Below are 18,696 nucleotides of genomic sequence, written 5' to 3'. Positions count from 1 at the left end.
GCGGCCGACCGGGCGCGTCAGCCCGATATCCGTGCCGCGCCGGTCAGCGCCTCGAGGGTCTCCCGGGACAGGAACGCGAGCCGGGCGCGCTTCTCCGGCAGGTCCACCTCCGGCCCCAGCTCGAACCCTGTCCGGCGGACGCGATCCAAGGCCAGCTCGTTGCCGGCGTCCGGCTCCACGACGACGCGGCGCACGGCCGGGTTCGCCAGCAGCACCGCCGCGAGGGCGGCCACGAACCGGGCGGTGAAGCCCGCCTCCCTGCTGCGGGCCGGGGCCAGCAGCAGGTGGACGCCGAGGTCGCCGTCCTGCACGGGGTAGGTCTCGGCGACCGGGTCCGCGGCCGGCTCGTAGGTCTGCAGCAGCGCGACGGGGGCGTCGTCGACCGACACCAGGTAGGCGTGGTGGGTGGGCAGCGAGTCCACGAATGCGTAGACGTCCCGCACCTGGTCCTCGGTGTGGTCGGTCATCCCCCAGAAGCGGGCCCGCTCCTCGCGCACCCAGGAGTGCACCAGGGGGGCGTCGCGGTCAGGGTCGAGCCGGCGCACCCCGAGGGTGCGGCCGTCTCCGAACGGGCTGGTTCCTTCGACGAGGCGGGCGTCGGTCACGAGATCTCCTCCAGGACGGCGGGGGCGGCGGTGCGGGGAACGGGGACGAGGTCGCCGCGCAGCCAGAGCTCCGTCTGGTCCTCCGCGTGCGGGCCGGGCACCCCGTCGGCGCCCAGCGGGACGACCCAGCGGCTGGCGTCGCGGTCGGCGAGGTCCCAGACGTAGCGGGCGACGGGGCCGCGCAGGCAGACGTCGGTGAGCCCGGGGAGGCTCGTCGTGGCCAGGACGCAGTCGGTGTCGCCGGCCAGCGGCGCGCCGTCGGCGGGCCGGGCGACGACGTCCTCCCAGGGGGTGCCGTCGAGGGAGTGCACGGTGCGCAGCCGGTGCGTCGCCCCCCATGTCGCGGCGGTGCTCCCCGCCGCGTCGGCCAGCGCGTCCCGGGCCAGCGCGTCGACGTCGACGCCGTGCTGGGGGAGCACGCGGAGCAGCCGCTCCAGCGCCGTCCCGATCCGCTCGACCGGGGACACCCAGGGCGCCAGCACCTCGGGGACGCCGGCCGGGTGGTGCAGGGGCGCGAGCAGCGGCAGGCCGGCGACGCGCCGGACCAGGGCCGCGCGCCACGCGCCGAACGCCGCCGCCCCGCGGCTGCTCGCGTCCATCCGGCCGTCCCACCCGACGATCTCCGCGTGCAGCCGGGCGGCCGGGGTGCGGGCCTCCGGGGGCCGGAGGTGGCGGAGCAGCCGCAGCGGGCCGGAGGCGGGGGCGGCGGTGTCCAGCAGCAGCGCCGCCAGGTCGTCGGCGGTCAGGCCGGTGCGGTCGCCGAGGAGCGCGCGCAGCCGGGCGGCCCGGTGACCCGGTGCGAACACCGAGCCGTACGGGGCGACGTCGGGGCGCTGGTCGTTGGCCGTCACCGCCACGCCGTCCCACGGGGGCCCGTCGGTGACCCGGAGCCCGGCCGGGGCCGGGCAGGTCCCGCGCCAGGCGTGCGCCCGCTCCCAGGCCGGCACCGGGTACCAGCGGTTCGCGGCCGCCCGGTCCGGGACCCGGCCCGCGACGAGCTGGCGGACGTCGCCGGAGCTGTCGGCGACCAGGACGCTGTTCACCGGCTCCACCCACGAGGTGAGCGCCGCCTCGACGTCGGCCGCGGTGCGGGCGCGCAGCAGCAGCGGCAGGGCATCGAAGCCGAGCGCGGCGTCGACCCGGCTCGGGGCGCGCAGGCTCAGCGCCTCGGGCTCGCCCGGCTCCTCCGCCGTCCACGACGGGACGACGACCGGCCCCCGCGCAGTCTCGACGGTCTCCACCGTCACCGGTTCGCCGTCGCGGACATCGAGGCGGACCGTCGCGGCGTCGGCCGGCTCCCAGCCGTCCGGCCCGAGGGCCAGCACGCGGTCGCCGTCCCGGCGCAGCCGCTCGCGGTAGAGGTCCTGGGAGTCGGCCATCGCGTTGGTCACCGCCCAGGCCACCGTGCCGGTGTGCCCGAAGTGCGCGACCCCGGGGACGCCGGGGAAGGCCAGCCCGACCACGTCGACGCCGTCGTCGGCCGCTCCCTCGACGAGGAGGTGCACCTGTTGGTAGATCCCGGGCCGCTCCAGCAGGCGGTGCGGATCGCCGGCGACCAGCGGCAGCCCGGACGCCGTCCGCGCGCCGGTCACCGCCACCGCGTTGCTGCCGTCCGGCGGGCCCAGGCCCAGCGCGACGGCGAGCTCCCGACCGAGCCCCGGCCCGAAGGAACGCAGCAGGTGCCCCCGCCACACCGTCGTGCCCAGCGACCCGAACAGGACGTGGTGCACCAGGAAGATGCCCAGCGGGGTCCACGGCCGCCAGCCGCCGCGCCCGCCGTGCTGTTCCCCACCCGCCCAGCCCAGGGCCCGCAGCTCCGGCGAGCGCGCGGCGCCCTCGGCCAGGCCGGCGCGCACCCCGTCGACGTAGGCCCCGACCCATCGCCGGGTGCCCGGGTCGAGGGCGTCGTGGCAGCGGCGGGCGGTGTCGTCCAGTCGGGCGCGGGCCGCGAAGGTGTCCCAGTCCAACCCGGCCGCGCCCAGGTGCGCGGCGAGGGTCGCCTCGCTGCGCCACCGCTCGACCTCCAGCTGCCAGGCCCGGTCGACGGCGGTGGCGTACCCCTGCGCCCGGGCGAGGTCGTCGAGCGACCCCGCCCGGATGGTGGGCACGCCCCACCGGTCGCGGGCCACCCCGGGAGCCGGCCCGGTCACCGCGGCGGCCCGAACGGCGCGACCGGGTTGGCCAGCGTCCCGGCGTACTGCAGGGAGGACGCCTGGTCGGCGAGGTCGACCATCTGCAGGGTGTTGCGCAGCTGCAGCCGGTTGAGGCAGGAGTGCGCGAACTCGGGGGTGAACAGGTCGAAGCGCCGGTGGAGGTCCGGGAACGCCTCCCGGTGCGCCAGCAGGCAGTCGGCGACGCACGCCCAGACGGCGTCGGCCGACAGCAGGCCGTCGGCGTCGAAGATGCCGGCGAGGTAGCGCAGGAACCCGTCGAAGACGTCGGTGAACACCGACAGCAGGCGCACGTCGTCGGGCTCGTGCACGCGGATCCGCTCGATGTCCCGGGGCAGCGACCGGGCGCCGAACACGGCGACCTCCTCGCCGACGTCCTTCATCAGCACCCGCGCCGGCGTCGAGCCCCCCAGCACGACGATCACGTTCTCCCCGTGCGGCATGAAGGCGAGGTCGTGGGCCAGCAGGCAGTGCAGGACCGGGCGGAGGTAGGCGTCGAGGTAGCGGCGCAGCCAGGTGCGCGGGTCCAGCCCCGAGTCGGCGACGAGGCCGCCCACCAGCGACCGGCCCTCGGCATCCCGGTGCAGCAGCGCCGCCATCGTCATCGCCCGCTCGCCCGCCGCCAGCCGTGGCACCGGGCTCTCGCGCCACAGCGCCGCCACCATCCGCTGGTACGGCGAGCGGATGCCGCGCCCGGCCATCCGGTGGTACGCGTCGCCGGTGTAGCCGACCGAGGCCAGCTCGCGGAGCACGTCGAAGCCGGCGCCGGTCAGCTCCGGGTCGCCCCGCACGACGCCGGCCACCCAGTCGTTGATCACCGGGGTGCTGCGCATGTAGGCCGGGGAGAGCCCACGCAGGAAGCCCATGTTCTGGATCGCCAGCGCCGTCTTGACGTAGTGCCGGTCGGGGCGGTCCAGGTCGAAGAAGGTCCGGATCGACTGCTGCGCCTGGTAGCGGTCCTCGCTGACCCCCAGCGGCACGAGGTCGTGCCGGCCCACGTCCGCGGCGAAGGTGACCGCCAGCCGGTGCTCCCACTGCCAGGGGTGCACGGGCAGGAAGAGGTAGTCGGCCGGGTCCAGGCCGAGTGAGCGGAGCCGGCCGGCGAACCGCGCGAGCAACTGCTCGCCGAGCTGGCTCGTGTAGAGCCGCTCCTCGTCGACGCCGTCGCCGCAGGCCAGGTGGGTGTGCTCCCGCCGGGCCGCCACCCAGACCAGCCGGACCGGCTCGCCCGCCTCCGGGGCGTACGCGGCCGAGTCGGAGAGCCCGAAGCCGATCCGCCCGTTGTTGGCGACGAAGGCCGGGTGTCCCTCGGTCATCGACCGCTCGACGGTCTGCAGGTCGGCGCGGGCCAGCTCGCGGGCGTCGGCGCGGCGGTGGTGGAGCTTCCACGCCACGCCGGCGAGGGTCGCGCTGACCTCCTCCAGGTAGGTGCCGAGCAGTGCGTCGGGGATGCCGAGGTCGGCCTGCAGCTCGTCGACCAGCGCCAGGGCGTCCAGCGGCGCGGCGGCGCCGTCGACGGTGCGGCTCACCGAGGAGGGGTCGACGTCCCAGTGCTCCAGCGGCAGCACCCGCGCGGTGAAGCGGTAGACCGACCCGGCAGCCGTGGGCAGCCGCCACCAGGTCCGGCCCAGCGCGTCGGCCGGCCCGTCGTCGGCCGGTTCGGGGGTGACCAGGCGCTCGTGGCTGAACTCCGACAGCGCCTTGGTGACGACGTGCCGGTGCGCCCGGGCCATCGCCTCGGGCTCGAGGTGGGCCGCGCCGGCGAGCTCCTGCTCGAGCCCCGCCGCGCTCACGCCAGCACCCCGGCCAGCTCGCTCGCCGCGAACGACTCGGCCGTGCAGGTGCTCAGCACCGCCGTCTTGTGCCCCAGGTCCAGCTCGCCGTGCTCGACGAAGCCCGCCGCCCGGTTCTTGGCCCGGATGGCGGCGTTGCGCGCATCCGGCTCGACGACGACCCGGCGGGCCCCCGGGCGGTCCAGGCAGAACCGCACGACCGCCGCCATGACCGCCGACGTCAGGCCGCGGACCGGCGCGGCCCCGTCGGCCGGCGGCGCCACGAGCAGGTGCATGCCGACGTCGCCGGGGGCGGCCGGCCAGACGCCGGCGAGTTCGCGGTGGCGGGGGTCGTAGGTCTCCGCGAGGAACGTCGGGACGCCGTCGACCCGGCCGAGCCAGGCGTCGTGGTGCGGGTCGGTGACGATCGCGGCGTAGGCGGCGCGCACCTCCTCCGGCCCCTGCCCCTGCATCAGCCAGTAGGCCGAGCGGGGGTGCGTCACCCATGCGTGCAGCACGCACAGGTCGCGGTCGAGGTCCAGCGGCTCGAGGGTGAGCACCCCGACCGTCGAGCGGGCGGCCCAGGCCGGTGCGGCGGTCACCGGGGAGCTCCTGCGGCGGTCAGCGCGCCGGTCCCGGCTCCGGCGGTGTCCCCGGCGTCCTCGGCGTCCTCGGCGTCGCCGACCCCGAAGGTCTGGTAGGCGATGTGCTCCTCCACCGGGTAGACCTCCCGCCCGCACATCGCGTTGATGATCACCGAGTTCCGGTAGGCGCCCATGCCGAGGTCCGGGGCGATCAGGCTGTGGGTGTGCTCCTCGGCGTTCTGCACGAACACCTCCCGGCCGGCGACGTCGATCGAGTGGTCGAGCGCGACGTCGTACCGGCCGCGCGCGTCCCACCGGATGCGGTCGCGCACCGGGTCGAGGAAGGCCGGCACCTGCGCGCGGTAGCCGGTGGCGAGCACCAGCCCCCGCGTCGTCCGGGTGGCGGTGCGCCCCTGGTCCGCGTGCCGCAGCCGCAGCGCGTAGCTGCGCTGCCCGGCGTCCCAGCGCGCGCCGGCCACCTCGACACCGGGCAGCAGTTCGGTCGGCACCTCGCCGCGCCGGCCCCTCCGGTAGAGGGTGTCGTGGATGGCGTCGACCAGCTCGCCGCTGATGCCCTTGTAGAGGTGGCGCTGCTCGCGGGCGAGGGCGTCGCGCCGCGCCATGGGCAGGCCGTGGTGGTACCGGGCGTACTCGGGCGAGGTCATCTCCAGGGTCAGCTTGGTGACCTCCATGGGGAAGAACCGCGGTGAGCGGGTGACCCAGTCGACCCGGTAGCCCAGGCGGTCGGCGTCGGTCAGCAGGTCGAGGTAGATCTCCGCGGCGCTCTGCCCGCTGCCCACGACCGTGACGTGCCCGAGCGTCTGCAGCTCCTCCTTGTGCGGCAGGTAGTCCGCGGAGTGCCAGGCCGGCCCGGGCAGGTCCCGCACCGGCTCGGGCAGCCACGGCGCGGTGCCGACGCCGAGCACCAGCCGGCGCCCCAGGTGCACCTCGACCTCGCCGGTCCGGACGTCGCGGGCAGAGACCCGGTAGACGCCGTCGGCGTGCTCGACCCGTTCCACGCGCCGGCCCCACCGCAGCCCCGGCAGGCGCCCGGCGGCCCAGCGGCAGTAGGTGTCGTACTCGGCGCGCAGCGGGTGGAAGTCCTCGCGGATGTAGAACGGGTACAGCCGCCCGGTCTCCTTGAGCCAGGCCAGGAACGAGTACGGCGACGTGGGGTCGGCCATCGTCACCAGGTCGGCGAGGAACGGGACCTGCAGCGTGGTGCCCTCGATCAGCATCCCGGGGTGCCAGCTGAACTCCTCGCGCTCGTCGAGGAAGACGCCGCAGAGGTCGGGCACCGGGGCGCTGAGGGCCGCGAGTCCGAGGTTGAACGGGCCGATCCCGACGGCGACGAAGTCGTGCACCGGCGTGCCGGCGGCGCTCACGCGAGCACCTGCTCGCGGTCGCGGACGGGCGTGCCGGCGGCGGCGAGCAGGTCGTCCCCGGCCGCGCGGACGAGGTCGACCACGGCCCGGACGTCGCCGCGGGTGGTGCCCGGGTCGAGCAGCGTGAACTTCAGCCAGGGCCGCCCGTCGACGACGGTGCGGGCGACGACCGCCTCGCCCTCGTCGAACAACCGCTCGCGGATCGCGCCGACGAGCCGGTCGGCGGCGGCGGGGTCGAGCGGCCCGTGGGCACCGTTCGGCCGGTAGCGGAAGAGGACGGTGCTCAGCGTCGGTGCGCTGTGCACCTCGAACTCCGGGTCACGAGCCAGGTCCTCGTGCACGTCGACGGCGAGGTCCAGGCAGGCGTCGAAGGCCGCGCCGACCGCGTCGGCCCCCATGGCGCGCAGCGTCACCCAGAGCTTCAGCGCGTCGAAGCGCCGGGTGGTCTGCAGGCTGCGGTCGACCTGGTTGGGGGCCCGTTCGCCGCGCGGGTTGAGGTAGTCGGCGTGGTGGGTGACGTGTCGCAGCGTGGCGCCGTCGCGCACCAGCACCGCCGAGGACGCCACCGGCTGGAAGAAGGTCTTGTGGAAGTCCACCGTCACCGAGTCGGCGTGCTCGATGCCGTCGAGCAGGTGCCGGCGCCGGCGCGAGACCAGCAACCCACCCCCGTACGCGGCGTCGACGTGCAGCCATGCGCCGACCTCTGCGCAGACGTCGGCCACCGCGGCGAGCGGGTCGATGCGGCCGAGGTCGGTCGTGCCGGCGGTGGTGGACACCGCCATGACGACGTCGCCGGCGGCCCGGACCCGGGCCGCGGCCGACCGGAGCGCGGCCGGATCCATCCGGTGCTGCCCGTCGGTGGCCACCGGCACCACCGCGTCGTCGCCCAGGCCGAGCAGGCGGGCGGCCTTCGCGACGCTGAAGTGCGCCTGGTCGGTGGCGAGGACGCGGAGCCGGGCGCCGCCGGGCAGGCTTCCGCCGGGCTGCGCGGCGAGCGCCTCGTCCCGGGCCAGCAGCAGCGCCTGCAGGTTGGACTGGGTGCCGCCGCTGGTGAAGATCCCGTCCGCGGCCGGGCCCAGGCCGGCGCGCCCGGCGGCCCAGCCGATGAGCCGACGCTCCATCAGGGTCGCCGTCGTCGACTGGTCGTAGGTGTCGACCGACGTGTTCACCGCCGACGCGAACAGGTCGGCCGCCAGCGCCGGGATGGCGACCGGGCAGTTCAGGTGGGCGACGTAGCCGGGCTCGTGGAACCAGACCGCGTGCTCCAGGTAGAGCCGGGAGGTCTCCTTCAGCGCGGAGAAGGTGTCGCCGAGCGGGGTGTCGAGGTCGATGCCGTCGACGAGGTCCTCGAGATCGGCCTGCGGCGCGCCCGACCGGGGGCGGCGGACGACCCGGACCCGGTCGGTGAGCGCGCCGAGCGCTGCGGTGACGACCGCGGCGTAGTGGTCGACCGTCGCACCCGAGAACAGGTGCGCGGTCGGCTGGAGCTGTGTCACGGAAGTCCCCTCTCATAGGTTAGCCTCACCTAACCAATCGGGACCATACACAGCTCCGGAGCCCGGTTCCGGGGGGTCCCGCACACGACGTCGAGAGGGGACGAGCGGTGCAGCACGGCTGGGAAGGCGTGGTCCTGAAGGCGCTGCGCGGCAAGGACTTCGTCCTCACCGTGCGGGGCAGCGAGCGGGTGGGGGAGCGGTACCAGCGGGTGCACCTGGCCGACGGTGGCCTGCTCGCCGCCTGCCCGCCGCACCCGGCGATGTGGGTGCGGGTCTGGTTCTCCGACGGTGGCCGGCCGCACCAGCGGGCGTACACGCTCGTCGCCCCCGATCCCGCGGCGGGCACCTTCGACCTGGAGTTCGCGCTGCACGACGGCCCGGCGGCGAACTGGTCCCTGGCCGCCCGCCCCGGGGACACGATCGAGGTGACGGTGCAGGGCACCCGCGACGAGCGGCCGCCCGCCGGCACCCGGCTGCTCCACCTCGTCGGCGACCCCGCGTCGCTGCCCGCCGTGAACTCGCTGCTGGCCCACCACGCGGAGCTGCCCGCGCGCGTGTGGCTGGAGGCGGGCCACCCGTCCGACCGCGACCTCCCGGTCAACGCCGCCGCGGGGCAGGAGGTCGTGTGGGTGGACCGCGACGGTGCGCCCGGGGAGGCGCTGTGCGACGCGGTGACCGCCGCCTGGGCGGCGGGCCCGTCGGCGTCCGCAGGGGCCGACCCGTCGCGGGACTGGTTCTGGGCCGCCTGCGAGGCGGCGGCGACCCGGGCCCTCGCCAAGCACCTGCGCCGGCAGCTCGGCGCGGCCAGGGACCGGGTCTCCGCGGTCGGCTACTGGTCGGCCACCTGAGGCCTCGCCCCGCCGGTGGGCTCGTCGAAGGAGAGCCAGATCCGGCGGCGCTCCGCCCGGCTGTGCGCCGCTGACATGGCGGCCACGCGGCGCTGCTGGTCGAGGGTGGCGGTGTGCTGCACCACCGCCACCTCGGCGTCCCGCATCGCCCGCTCGGCGGCGAACTCCGCCGGGGTGGAGGGGTGGTCGGCGGCCGGGTCGGTGTCGTCGACATCGCTGCCGGGGCGGGCGTAGGGGCTGTCGGGCGGCAGGTTCCCGCTGACCCGCCCGTAGGCGCCCAGGAGCAGCAGGACCAGTCCGGCGACGACCGAGAAGACGACGTTGGGGAAGCGGAACGCGAGCACGTTGAACCCGGTCTGCAGCACGGCCAGGTTGGCCAGCGCCGAGACCAGGAACAGCACGCCGACGACGATCATGACCGTCGACGCGATGTGCGGCCCGCGGAGGGCCGCCGCGACGAGCACGGCGGCGGTGACCACCGAGATCGTCGACAGCAGGCCGTTGGACGACAGCCCCAGGATCCGCTCGCCGTCGGTCGAGAAGAACTCCAGCCCGTCGGCGAAGCCGAGGATGCCGAAGACCGCGATCACCGCGGCGACGAGCAGCGCGCCGATCCGGTGCACGGCGAGGACCCGGTCGCCGCCCGGGCTGCGGCCACCACCCGCGGGCGGCGCGGAGGGCGCCGGGCGGGTTCGGGACGCCGGCGGCGTCGGGGTGCCGGCTGCCGGCGGGGCGGCCGCGCCGGACGTCGGTGGGGCCCCGGCGGCGGGACCGGTGCGGCGGAGGTGGGGACGCAGTGCCATGACGACTCCCTCGGTGGTCCGTTCGACACCCCTGCTTCCGCCGGGCGGTCCCATCCGGATGCGCCGGGCGGCACCGGTACCGACACCGACGAGTCTGTTGCAAAGACTTTGCAATAGAGTCGGAGGCCGAGGGTCGGAGCAGGTCGAGGACGGGAGCGGGCGTGGGCGGGGAGTGGCCGGCGGGGCGGGTCGCCGCGATGGGTGCGGTGGCCCTGGTCGCGCTGAGCGGCTGCGGCGGCGGGGGAGCGGCCGCACCGGCCGCCGACGTCGCGCCGACCGAGCTGCGTCTGGCCATCGGCGGTGAGCCGGACGACGGCTTCGACCCGACCCTCGGCTGGGGCCGGTACGGTTCGCCGCTGTTCCAGTCCACGCTGCTGAGCCGGAACGCCGACCTCGACCTGGTCCCGGACCTCGCCACCGAGTGGTCGGTGAGCGAGGACGGTCTGGTCTGGACCGTCGACATCCGCACCGACGCGCGCTTCACCGACGGCGAGCCGGTGACCGCCGACGACGTCGCCTACACGTTCACCACCGCGAGCCGGAGCGGCGGCCTCACCGACGTCACCGCGCTGGCCGAGGCGGTCGCCGTCGACGAGGACACGGTGGAGCTCCGCCTGGAGCGACCGCAGAGCACCTTCGTCAACCGGCTCGTCTCGCTGGGCATCGTGCCCGAGCACGCGCACGGCCCGGACTACGCGCGCGACCCGGTGGGCTCGGGGCCGTTCAGCTTCGTGCAGTGGGACGAGGGCCAGCAGCTCATCGTGAACCGCAACGAGGACTACTACGGCGAGCAGCCGGAGTTCGAGCGGATCGTCTTCCAGTTCACCGGCGAGGACACCTCGCTGGCGGCCGCGACGGCCGGCCAGGTCGACATGGCGGCGGTCCCGTCCGCGCTGGCGACGACCCAGGTGCCGGGCATGCGGCTGGTCGCCGTCCCGTCGGTCGACAACCGCGGGATCATGTTCCCGTACGTGCCGGACGAGGGCCGCACCACCGACGACGGGCAGCCGATCGGCAACGACGTGACCTCCGACCGGGCGATCCGCCAAGCCGTCAACCACGCAGTGGACCGGGCGGCGCTCGTCGACGGCGTCCTGGAGGGCTTCGGCTCCCCGGCGACGGGACCGGTCGACGGCCTGCCCTGGGCGGAGCCGGCGGCGGCGATCGAGGACGCCGACCCGGAGCGGGCCGGGCAGCTGCTGGACGAGGCCGGCTGGGTGGACTCCGACGGCGACGGCGTGCGCGAGCGGGACGGCGTCCCGGCCGCGTTCACACTGCTCTACCCCGCGGGCGACTCGCTGCGGCAGGCGCTCGCGCTGTCGGTCGCGGACATGCTCGCGCCCGTGGGCATCGAGGTCACCGCGGACGGCGCCAGCTGGGACGTCATCGACCAGCGGCTGCACGCCGACGCCGTCCTGTTCGGCTGGGGGAGCCACGACCCCACCGAGATGTACAACCTCTACTCCTCGCGCCAGGCCGGGGTCGAGTACTGGAACCCGGGCTTCTACGCCAACCCGGCGGTCGACGAGCAGCTCGAGGCGGCGATGACCGCGCCCGACCAGGAGAGCGCCATCCCGCACTGGCGGGCCGCCCAGTACGACGGCGAGGGCACCGGCTTCGGGCCGTCGGGGGACGCCGCCTGGGCGTGGCTGGTCAACCTCGACCACACCTACTTCGTCGACGAGTGCCTCGACCTCGGCTCGACGCAGGTCGAACCGCACGGGCACGGCTGGCCGATCACCGCGGGCATCGCCGGGTGGCAGTGGAGCTGCTGAGCCGCGCTCGACCGGCGCTGCGGTGGACGGGCGGCCGGCTGGTGCGGCTCGTGCTCCTCCTCGCGGCGGTCGCGGTCGCCTCGTTCACGCTGATGGTCCACTCACCGGTCGACCCGGTGAACGCCTACGTCGGCGGGGACGTGGCCGCGATCGGCCCGGAGCAGCGGGCGCAGATCGCCGAGCGGTGGGGGCTGGACGAGCCGGCGCCCGAGCGGTTCGCCGCCTGGCTCGGGCAGGTCGTGCAGGGCGACCTCGGCCGCTCGCTGACGTTCGGCCAGCCCGTGGCCGACGTCATCGGTGAGCGCTTCCTCGCCAGCCTCGCGCTCATGGCCACCGCCTGGCTGCTGTCGGGGCTGGTCGGGTTCGCGCTCGGCGTGCTCGCCGGGGCGCGGCGGGGACGCTTCGCCGACCGGGCGATCTGCTGGTGGGCCTACACCCTGGCCTCCGCGCCGACCTTCTGGGTCGGGCTCCTCCTGCTCTACGTCTTCTCCGTCCAGCTGGGGTGGACGCCGGTGTGCTGCGCCGTCCCGGTCGGGACGCTCGCCGAGGACGTGACCCTGCTGGACCGGCTGCACCACCTCGCGCTGCCGGCGCTGACGCTGTCGGTCGTGGGCATCGCCCCGGTCGTCCTGCACACCCGGCACGCGGTCGTGGAGGCGCTGGCCAGCGACTACGTCGCCTTCGCCCGAGCTCAGGGGGAGTCGACGCGCGGCGTCGTCGTCCACCGGGTGCTGCGCAACGCCGCGGCGCCGGCCGTGCTGCTGCAGTTCAGCTCGCTGGGCGAGCTCTTCGGCGGCGCCGTGCTGGCCGAGCAGGTGTTCGCCTACCCCGGCCTCGGCGCGGCGACGACGGCCGCCGCGCTGGGGCAGGACGTGCCCCTACTGCTGGGCATCGTGCTGTTCACCACCGTGTTCGTCTTCGTCGGCAACCAGCTCGGTGACCTCGTCCACGCGCGGCTGGACCCGCGGGTCTCGGCGGACCTCGCCGGCGCCCGCCGGGCGCGGCGCGGCCTGCGCGGCCCGGTGCTCGCGCCCCGCTCCCCGTCGCCCGACGAGCTGCCCGATCGGGCGGCGTCGCCGGTCGCCCCGTCCCCGGCCGGCCAGGGGGTGCGATGAGCGCCGCCGCCGAGCCGGCCGTCCGGCCGGGGTTCCTCGGTGACCGCCGCCGCCGCACCCTCGCCTGGACCGGCCTGTCCCTGGTGGTGGTGCTCGCCGTCCTCGTCGCCGGGGGGCTGGCGGCCGACGACGCCGTCACGACCCAGCTGGGCGACCGCAACCTGGCGCCGTCGGCCGAGCACCCGTTCGGCACCGACCCGCTGGGCCGGGACGTGCTCGCCCGTGTCCTGTCCGGGCTCCGGCTCAGCCTGCTCGTCGGAACGGGTGCGGCGCTGATCTCCGCCGGGATCGCGCTGGTGCTGGCCTGCGCCGCCGCGGTGTTCGGCGGCGTCGTCGACCGGGTCGTGAGCTGGCTGGTCGACCTGTTCCTCGCCCTGCCGCACCTGGTGCTGCTGATCCTGCTCGCGTTCGCGCTCGGCGGCGGCACGCGGGCCACGGTGGTCGCCGTGGCCCTGACCCACTGGCCGACGCTGACCCGGGTGCTGCGCGGCCGGGCGCGCGAGGTCGTCTCCTCCGACTACGTCGCCGTCTCCCGGCAGCTCGGCCGCGGTCGCGGCTGGATCGCCCGGCACCACCTGGCCGGCCACCTGACCGGCCACTTCGTCGTCGGCACGGTCCTGCTCTTCCCGCACGCGATCCTGCACGAGGCGGCCCTGTCGTTCCTCGGGCTCGGCGTCGACCCCGGTGAGCCCTCGATCGGGGTGCTGCTGGCCGAGGCGATGCGCTACCTGAGCGCGGGGACGTGGTGGCTCGCGGTCCTGCCGGGGCTGTGCCTGCTGGCCGTGGTCAAGCTCGTCGACACGATCGGGGAGAACGGCCGCGCCCTGCTCGACCCGCGGAGCGCCCACCTGTGAGCGCGCTGCTGGAGGTCCGCGGCCTCGAGGTGGACTTCGTCCAGTACGAGCGGGGGCTGCGTCGCCGGACGGTGACCGCGCTGGCCGGCATGGACCTCATGGCCCCGGCCGGAGAGGTGGTCGCCCTCGTCGGCGCCAGCGGGGCCGGCAAGAGCCTGCTCGCGCACGCCGTCCTGGGCCTGCTGCCGCCCAACGCCGTCGAGCGGGGGACGATCGCCTTCGACGGCACCGTGCGTGCGCCGGAGGACCGGCGCCGGCTGGCCGGTCGTGAGGCCACGCTGCTGCCGCAGTCGGCGGCCTTCCTCGACCCCACCAGCCCCGTCGGCCGCCAGGTCCGGCGGTCGGCGCGGCTGGCCGGGCACCCCGATCCGCGCCGCGCCGCGGCGGAGGCGCTGGAGCGGCGCGGCCTCGGCGCGGAGGTGCTCCGCCGGTACCCGCACGAGCTCTCCGGCGGCATGGCCCGCCGGGTGCTGGTCGCGATGGCGACGATGAGCCGGCCCCGGCTGCTGCTCGCCGACGAGCCGACCACCGGGCTGCCCACCGCGACCGTCCGGTCGACGCTGGCCGAGCTCCGCGGGCTGGCCGACGACGGCTGCGCCGTCGTGCTCATCACCCACGAGCTCGAGGCCGCGGTCGAGGTCGCCGACCGGGTGGTGATCTGCCGCGAGGGGCGCACCGTGGACGAGGCCCGCCCCGCCGACTTCACCGGGACCGGGGAGCGGCTGGCCCACCCCTACACGCGGGCGATGTGGCAGGCGCTGCCGGCGCACGGCTTCCGCGTGCCGGCGGAGGCGTGATGCTGCGCGCCGAGGACGTCTGGTTCTGCTACGGCCGCGACCGCCCGTGGGTGCTCGCCGGGGCGGACCTCGCGATCGAGGCCGGCGAGGTGGTCGGGCTGTGCGGTCCGAGCGGCGGGGGCAAGAGCACCCTGGGGCGGGTGCTGGCCGGTTTCGCGCGGCCGCACCGCGGCCGGGTCACCCTCGACGGCCGGGAGCCACGGTCCGGTCGGGCACCGCACCCGGTCCAGCTCGTCTTCCAGCACCCGGAGCGGGCGATGGACCCGCGCTGGACGGTCCGGCAGGTGCTCGCCGCGACCGGCGCGCCGGCCGACGAGCCGGCGGCGCTGGACCCGCGGCTGGTCGACCCCGGCTGGCTGGACCGCCGCCCGCACGAGATCAGCGGCGGCCAGCTCCAGCGCGTGGCCCTCGCCCGGGCACTGCTCGCCCGGCCGCGTCACCTGGTGGCCGACGAGATCACCGCCAGCCTCGACCCGGTCACCCAGGCGGCGATCTGGCGGCTGCTGCTCGAGCACTGCCGGTCGGCCGGCATCGGCGTCCTCGCGATCTCGCACGACCGCCCGCTGGTGGACGCGGTGGCCGACCGCGTCGTCGACTGGGACGGGGCCGGGACCGACGGCTGAGACGGTCGCGGGACCGCCCGGTAGCGTCTGCGGCACAACACGGCAGTGCAGCGAGGAAGCCGGTGCGAACCCGGCGCGGTCCCGCCACTGTGAGCCCGCGCTGCGCTGAGCAGCGGGGGCCAGCCAGACACTCCGGCTGCCGTGCCCGACGACCCGGGGCGCGGACCCCGAGGGAGGCCGCACACACGTGTTCACCCTGCTCTCCACCAGCGACACCGACCTGCTCTCCGCCCGCGCCAGCGGCGCCGACTGGCGGCTGGGCAACCCCGCCCGCCTCGACGCCGCCGGCATGGCTGCCCTCACGGAGGGCAGCGAGCTGGTCGTCGTCCGCATCCTGGGCGTCCGCCGCCAGTACGAGGAGGTGCTCGCGCCGCTGCTGGGCTCCGGCGTCCCCGTCGTCGTGCTGGGCGGTGAGCAGCTGCCCGACGCCGAGCTCATGGAGCTCTCCACCGTGCCCATGGGCGTGGCGACCGAGGCGCACGGCTACCTGGCGCAGGGCGGGCCGGACAACCTCACCCAGCTGCACCGGTTCCTCTCCGACACCGTGCTGCTCACCGGGGAGGGGTTCGAGCCGCCGTCGGTCGCGCCCGACTGGGGGCTGCTCGAGCGGAGCTCCCGGGGGACCGGCCCGACCGTCGCGGTGCTCTACTACCGCGCCCACCACCTGGCCGGGAACACGGCGTTCGTCGAGTCGCTGTGCACCGCGATCGAGGACGCCGGTGGCCGCGCGCTGCCGGTGTTCGTGAGCTCGCTGCGCAGCGTGCCCGGCGACCTGCTGGAGACCCTGCGCACCGCCGACGCGCTGGTGGTCACCGTCCTGGCCGCCGGCGGCTCCCGCCCGGCGACCGCGCAGGCCGGCGGCGACGACGGCGCCTGGGACGTCGGTGCCCTCGCCGAGCTCGACGTGCCGGTGATCCAGGGGCTGTGCCTCACCCGCTCCCGAGAGGAGTGGCTCGCCGACGACGACGGGCTGTCGCCGCTCGACGTCGGCAACCAGGTCGCCATCCCCGAGTTCGACGGCCGCCTGATCAGCGTGCCCTTCTCCTTCAAGGAGACCGACGCCGACGGCCTGACGCACTACGTGCCCGACCCCGAGCGGGCCGCACGGGTGGCCGGCACCGCCGTCGCCCACGCCCGGCTGCGGCAAACCCCACCCGCCGAGCGCCGGATCGTCGTCATGCTCAGCGCCTACCCGACCAAGCACGCCCGCATCGGCAACGCGGTCGGGCTGGACACGCCGGCCTCGGTCGTCCGGCTGCTCGCCGCCATGCACGGCGCCGGGTACGACATCGGCCCGTTCGACGGCCCCGACGCGCTGCCCGGCGTCGCCGACCTCGACGGCGACGCCCTGGTGCACGCGCTGATCGCCGCCGGCGGCCAGGACGAGAACTGGCTCACCGAGGAGCAGCTGAGCGGGAACCCGGTCCGCATCGATGCCTCCGAGTACCGGCGCTTCTTCGACACCCTCCCCGCCGACCTGCGCGAGGCCATGGTGGAGCACTGGGGTGAGGCCCCCGGCTCGCTCTTCGTGGACGGCTCCGGCGACGACCAGGCGATCGTCTTCGCCGCGCTGCGCGCCGGCAACGTCGTGGTGATGGTGCAGCCGCCGCGCGGCTTCGGGGAGAACCCGATCGCGATCTACCACGACCCCGACCTACCGCCGTCCCACCACTACCTCGCGGCCTACTGGTGGCTGCGCTCGGTGTTCGGCGCGCACGCGCTGGTGCACGTCGGCAAGCACGGGAACATGGAGTGGCTGCCGGGCAAGACCGTCGGGCTCTCGCCCTCCTGCGGCCCCGACGCCGCGATCGGCGACCTGCCGCTGGTGTACCCGTTCCTGGTCAACGACCCGGGCGAGGGCAGCCAGGCCAAGCGACGGGCGCACGCCACGCTCGTCGACCACATGGTGCCGCCGATGGCCCGGGCGGACTCCTACGGTGACATCGCCCGGCTGGAGCAGCTGCTCGACGAGCACGCCAACGTCGCCGCCATGGACCCGGCGAAGCTGCCGGCGGTGCGCGCGCAGATCTGGACGCTGCTGCAGGCGGCGAAGCTCGACGCCGACCTCGGGCTGAACGAGCGGCCGGAGGACGACCACTTCGACGAGATGATCCTGCACGTCGACGGCTGGCTCTGCGAGATCAAGGACTCGCAGATCCGCGACGGGCTGCACGTGCTCGGCACCCCGCCGTCGGGGCAGGACCGCGTGGACCTCGTCCTGGCGATGCTGCGGGCACGCCAGATCTGGGGCGGCTCGGTCGCCCTGCCCGGGCTGCGCGAGGCGCTCGGCCTGACCGAGGACGGCACCGCCGGCCGCACCGCCACCGACCAGGTGGAGGCGCGGGCCGAGGCGCTCGTCGCCGGCATGGAGGCCCGAGGGTGGACGCCCGACGCCGTGGCCGACGTCGTCCGGGAGGTGCTCGGCCACGACGACGACGCCGTGGCCGCGGTGCTGCGGTTCGCCGTCGACGAGGTGGTGCCGCGGCTGGCGCGCACCACCGACGAGCTGGACGCGACGCTGCACGCGCTCGAGGGCGGCTACGTGCCCGCCGGGCCGTCGGGCTCCCCGCTGCGCGGGCTGGTGAACGTGCTGCCGACCGGGCGCAACTTCTACTCCGTCGACCCGCGCGCGGTGCCCTCCCGGCTGGCGTGGGAGACCGGTTCGGCGATGGCCGAGTCGCTGCTCGACCGGTACCGCGCCGACACCGGCGAGTGGCCCCGCTCGGTCGGCCTCTCCGTGTGGGGCACCTCGGCGATGCGCACCTCCGGCGACGACGTCGCCGAGGTGCTCGCGCTGCTCGGCGTCCGGCCGGTGTGGGACGACGCCTCGCGGCGGGTCACCGCGCTGGAGCCGGTTCCGCTCGACGAGCTCGGCCGGCCGCGGATCGACGTCACCGTGCGGATCAGCGGCTTCTTCCGGGACGCCTTCCCGCACGTGGTGACCATGCTCGACGACGCGGTCACCCTGGTCGCCGGGCTCGACGAGCCGGCGGACGCCAACTACGTGAAGGCGCACGTGGACGCGGACGAGGCGGCCCACGGCGACCGGCGGCGGGCCACCACCCGGGTGTTCGGCTCGAAGCCCGGCGCCTACGGGGCCGGGGTGCTGCCGCTGATCGACTCGCGCAACTGGCGGGGGGATGCCGACCTCGCCGAGGTCTACGCCGTCTGGGGCGGCTACGCCTACGGCCGCGACCTCGACGGCGTCCAGGCGCGGCCGGACATGGAGGCCGCGTACCGGCGGATCGCCGTCGCGGCCAAGAACGTCGACACCCGCGAGCACGACATCGCCGACTCCGACGACTACTTCCAGTACCACGGCGGGATGGTGGCCACGGTCCGCGCGCTCACCGGCCGGGCGCCCGCGGCCTACATCGGTGACTCGACGCGGCCCGAGCACGTGCGCACCCGGTCGCTGTCCGAGGAGACCGCGCGGGTGTTCCGCGCCCGGGTGGTCAACCCCAAGTGGCTGGCCGCCATGCGCCGGCACGGCTACAAGGGCGCCTTCGAGCTCGCCGCGACCGTGGACTACCTGTTCGGCTACGACGCCACGACCGGTGTGGTCGCCGACTGGATGTACGAGAAGCTGGCCCAGACCTACGTGCTCGACCCGGAGAACCGGGAGTTCCTGGAGACGAGCAACCCCTGGGCGCTGCACGGGATCGCCGAGCGGCTGCTCGAGGCGGTGGACCGGAAGATGTGGGCCGAGCCGGATCCGGCGCTGCTCGCCGAGCTCCAGCAGGCCTACCTCGACACCGAGGGCGACCTGGAGGGCGGGCAGACGCCGGCGTCGGCGGAGCCCGGGCGGTCCTGACCCCCGGGACCGCGGGCCGGGTCAGGGGAGCCGGGTCGTGGCCCGCAGGTGCCC

At 75.7% G+C, this 18,696-nt stretch carries 14 protein-coding genes and 1 riboswitch; of the genes, 7 read left to right on the top strand and 7 right to left on the bottom strand.

Annotated elements, in window-relative coordinates:
- Positions 1–17: 17 nt before the first annotated feature.
- From ACI8AP_RS12595 to ACI8AP_RS12570, 6 genes are read right to left on the bottom strand one after another with little or no spacing between them, the layout of a single operon-like run.
- Positions 18–605 (bottom strand): GNAT family N-acetyltransferase, encoded by a 588-nt coding sequence (locus ACI8AP_RS12595; RefSeq protein ID WP_456589687.1) that lies wholly within the window; start codon positions 603–605, stop codon positions 18–20.
- Complete coding sequence (locus tag ACI8AP_RS12590; RefSeq protein ID WP_456589686.1) at positions 602–2,734, bottom strand: penicillin acylase family protein; 2,133 nt, start codon at positions 2,732–2,734, stop codon at positions 602–604. Before ACI8AP_RS12590 ends, ACI8AP_RS12595 begins: the two co-directional genes overlap by 4 nt.
- Before the next feature lie 17 nt (positions 2,735–2,751).
- Positions 2,752–4,569 (bottom strand): IucA/IucC family protein, encoded by a 1,818-nt coding sequence (locus tag ACI8AP_RS12585; protein WP_456589685.1) that lies wholly within the window; start codon positions 4,567–4,569, stop codon positions 2,752–2,754.
- A complete protein-coding gene (locus tag ACI8AP_RS12580) occupies positions 4,566–5,150 on the bottom strand; it encodes a GNAT family N-acetyltransferase (RefSeq protein WP_456589684.1) in 585 nt (194 codons plus the stop codon). Before ACI8AP_RS12580 ends, ACI8AP_RS12585 begins: the two co-directional genes overlap by 4 nt.
- The gene (locus ACI8AP_RS12575) at positions 5,147–6,517 is read right to left on the bottom strand and encodes a lysine N(6)-hydroxylase/L-ornithine N(5)-oxygenase family protein (RefSeq protein WP_456589683.1); all 1,371 of its coding nucleotides are present in this window, start codon (positions 6,515–6,517) and stop codon (positions 5,147–5,149) included. The genes ACI8AP_RS12580 and ACI8AP_RS12575 overlap by 4 nt, the downstream gene beginning before the upstream one ends.
- The gene (locus tag ACI8AP_RS12570) at positions 6,514–8,013 is read right to left on the bottom strand and encodes a pyridoxal phosphate-dependent decarboxylase family protein (RefSeq protein ID WP_456589682.1); all 1,500 of its coding nucleotides are present in this window, start codon (positions 8,011–8,013) and stop codon (positions 6,514–6,516) included. Before ACI8AP_RS12570 ends, ACI8AP_RS12575 begins: the two co-directional genes overlap by 4 nt.
- Before the next feature lie 107 nt (positions 8,014–8,120).
- On the opposite strand from ACI8AP_RS12570, the gene ACI8AP_RS12565 reads away from it, so the two are divergent.
- Entirely contained in the window at positions 8,121–8,861 is a 741-nt protein-coding gene (locus ACI8AP_RS12565; RefSeq protein WP_456589681.1) for a siderophore-interacting protein, read from the top strand.
- On the opposite strand, the gene ACI8AP_RS12560 is transcribed toward ACI8AP_RS12565, so the two are convergent.
- Positions 8,843–9,664 (bottom strand): DUF4383 domain-containing protein, encoded by an 822-nt coding sequence (locus ACI8AP_RS12560; RefSeq protein WP_456589680.1) that lies wholly within the window; start codon positions 9,662–9,664, stop codon positions 8,843–8,845. The two genes, ACI8AP_RS12565 and ACI8AP_RS12560, sit on opposite strands and share 19 nt — an antisense overlap.
- Positions 9,665–9,825: 161 nt before the next feature.
- Between ACI8AP_RS12560 and ACI8AP_RS12555 the strand changes: the two genes are divergently transcribed.
- The 6 genes from ACI8AP_RS12555 (at position 9,826) to cobN (ending at position 18,642) form a co-directional block, all read left to right on the top strand.
- On the top strand, positions 9,826–11,439 hold the full coding sequence (locus tag ACI8AP_RS12555; RefSeq protein WP_456589679.1) for an ABC transporter substrate-binding protein: 1,614 nt from the start codon (positions 9,826–9,828) through the stop codon (positions 11,437–11,439).
- Positions 11,421–12,554, top strand: a complete 1,134-nt coding sequence (locus ACI8AP_RS12550) for an ABC transporter permease (protein ID WP_456589678.1) — start codon at positions 11,421–11,423, stop codon at positions 12,552–12,554. The genes ACI8AP_RS12555 and ACI8AP_RS12550 overlap by 19 nt, the downstream gene beginning before the upstream one ends.
- Positions 12,551–13,408: an ABC transporter permease gene (locus tag ACI8AP_RS12545; RefSeq protein ID WP_456589677.1), complete on the top strand. Its 858-nt coding sequence runs from the start codon at positions 12,551–12,553 to the stop codon at positions 13,406–13,408. Before ACI8AP_RS12550 ends, ACI8AP_RS12545 begins: the two co-directional genes overlap by 4 nt.
- A complete protein-coding gene (locus ACI8AP_RS12540; protein WP_456589676.1) occupies positions 13,405–14,205 on the top strand; it encodes an ATP-binding cassette domain-containing protein in 801 nt (266 codons plus the stop codon). The genes ACI8AP_RS12545 and ACI8AP_RS12540 overlap by 4 nt, the downstream gene beginning before the upstream one ends.
- Positions 14,205–14,828, top strand: coding sequence for an ABC transporter ATP-binding protein (locus ACI8AP_RS12535; protein WP_456589675.1), 624 nt, complete (start codon positions 14,205–14,207; stop codon positions 14,826–14,828). The genes ACI8AP_RS12540 and ACI8AP_RS12535 overlap by 1 nt, the downstream gene beginning before the upstream one ends.
- A gap of 52 nt (positions 14,829–14,880) precedes the next feature.
- A riboswitch (cobalamin riboswitch) is annotated at positions 14,881–14,961 on the top strand.
- A 54-nt stretch (positions 14,962–15,015) separates the two neighbouring features.
- Positions 15,016–18,642 (top strand): cobaltochelatase subunit CobN, encoded by a 3,627-nt coding sequence (gene cobN, locus ACI8AP_RS12530; protein ID WP_456589674.1) that lies wholly within the window; start codon positions 15,016–15,018, stop codon positions 18,640–18,642.
- The last annotated feature ends 54 nt before the right edge of the window (positions 18,643–18,696 follow it).

It is taken from the genome of Blastococcus sp. SYSU DS1021 (assembly GCF_054050995.1).
This window is presented reverse-complemented; position numbering and strand designations above follow the sequence as displayed.

What these genes read in the sequence shown, in the direction of transcription:
- ACI8AP_RS12560 (WP_456589680.1), bottom strand. Translation starts at nt 9,664, where the DNA reads ATGGCACTGCGTCCCCACCTCCGCCGCACCGGTCCCGCCGCCGGGGCC.
- ACI8AP_RS12535 (WP_456589675.1), top strand. Translation starts at nt 14,205, where the DNA reads ATGCTGCGCGCCGAGGACGTCTGGTTCTGCTACGGCCGCGACCGCCCG.
- ACI8AP_RS12545 (WP_456589677.1), top strand. Translation starts at nt 12,551, where the DNA reads ATGAGCGCCGCCGCCGAGCCGGCCGTCCGGCCGGGGTTCCTCGGTGAC.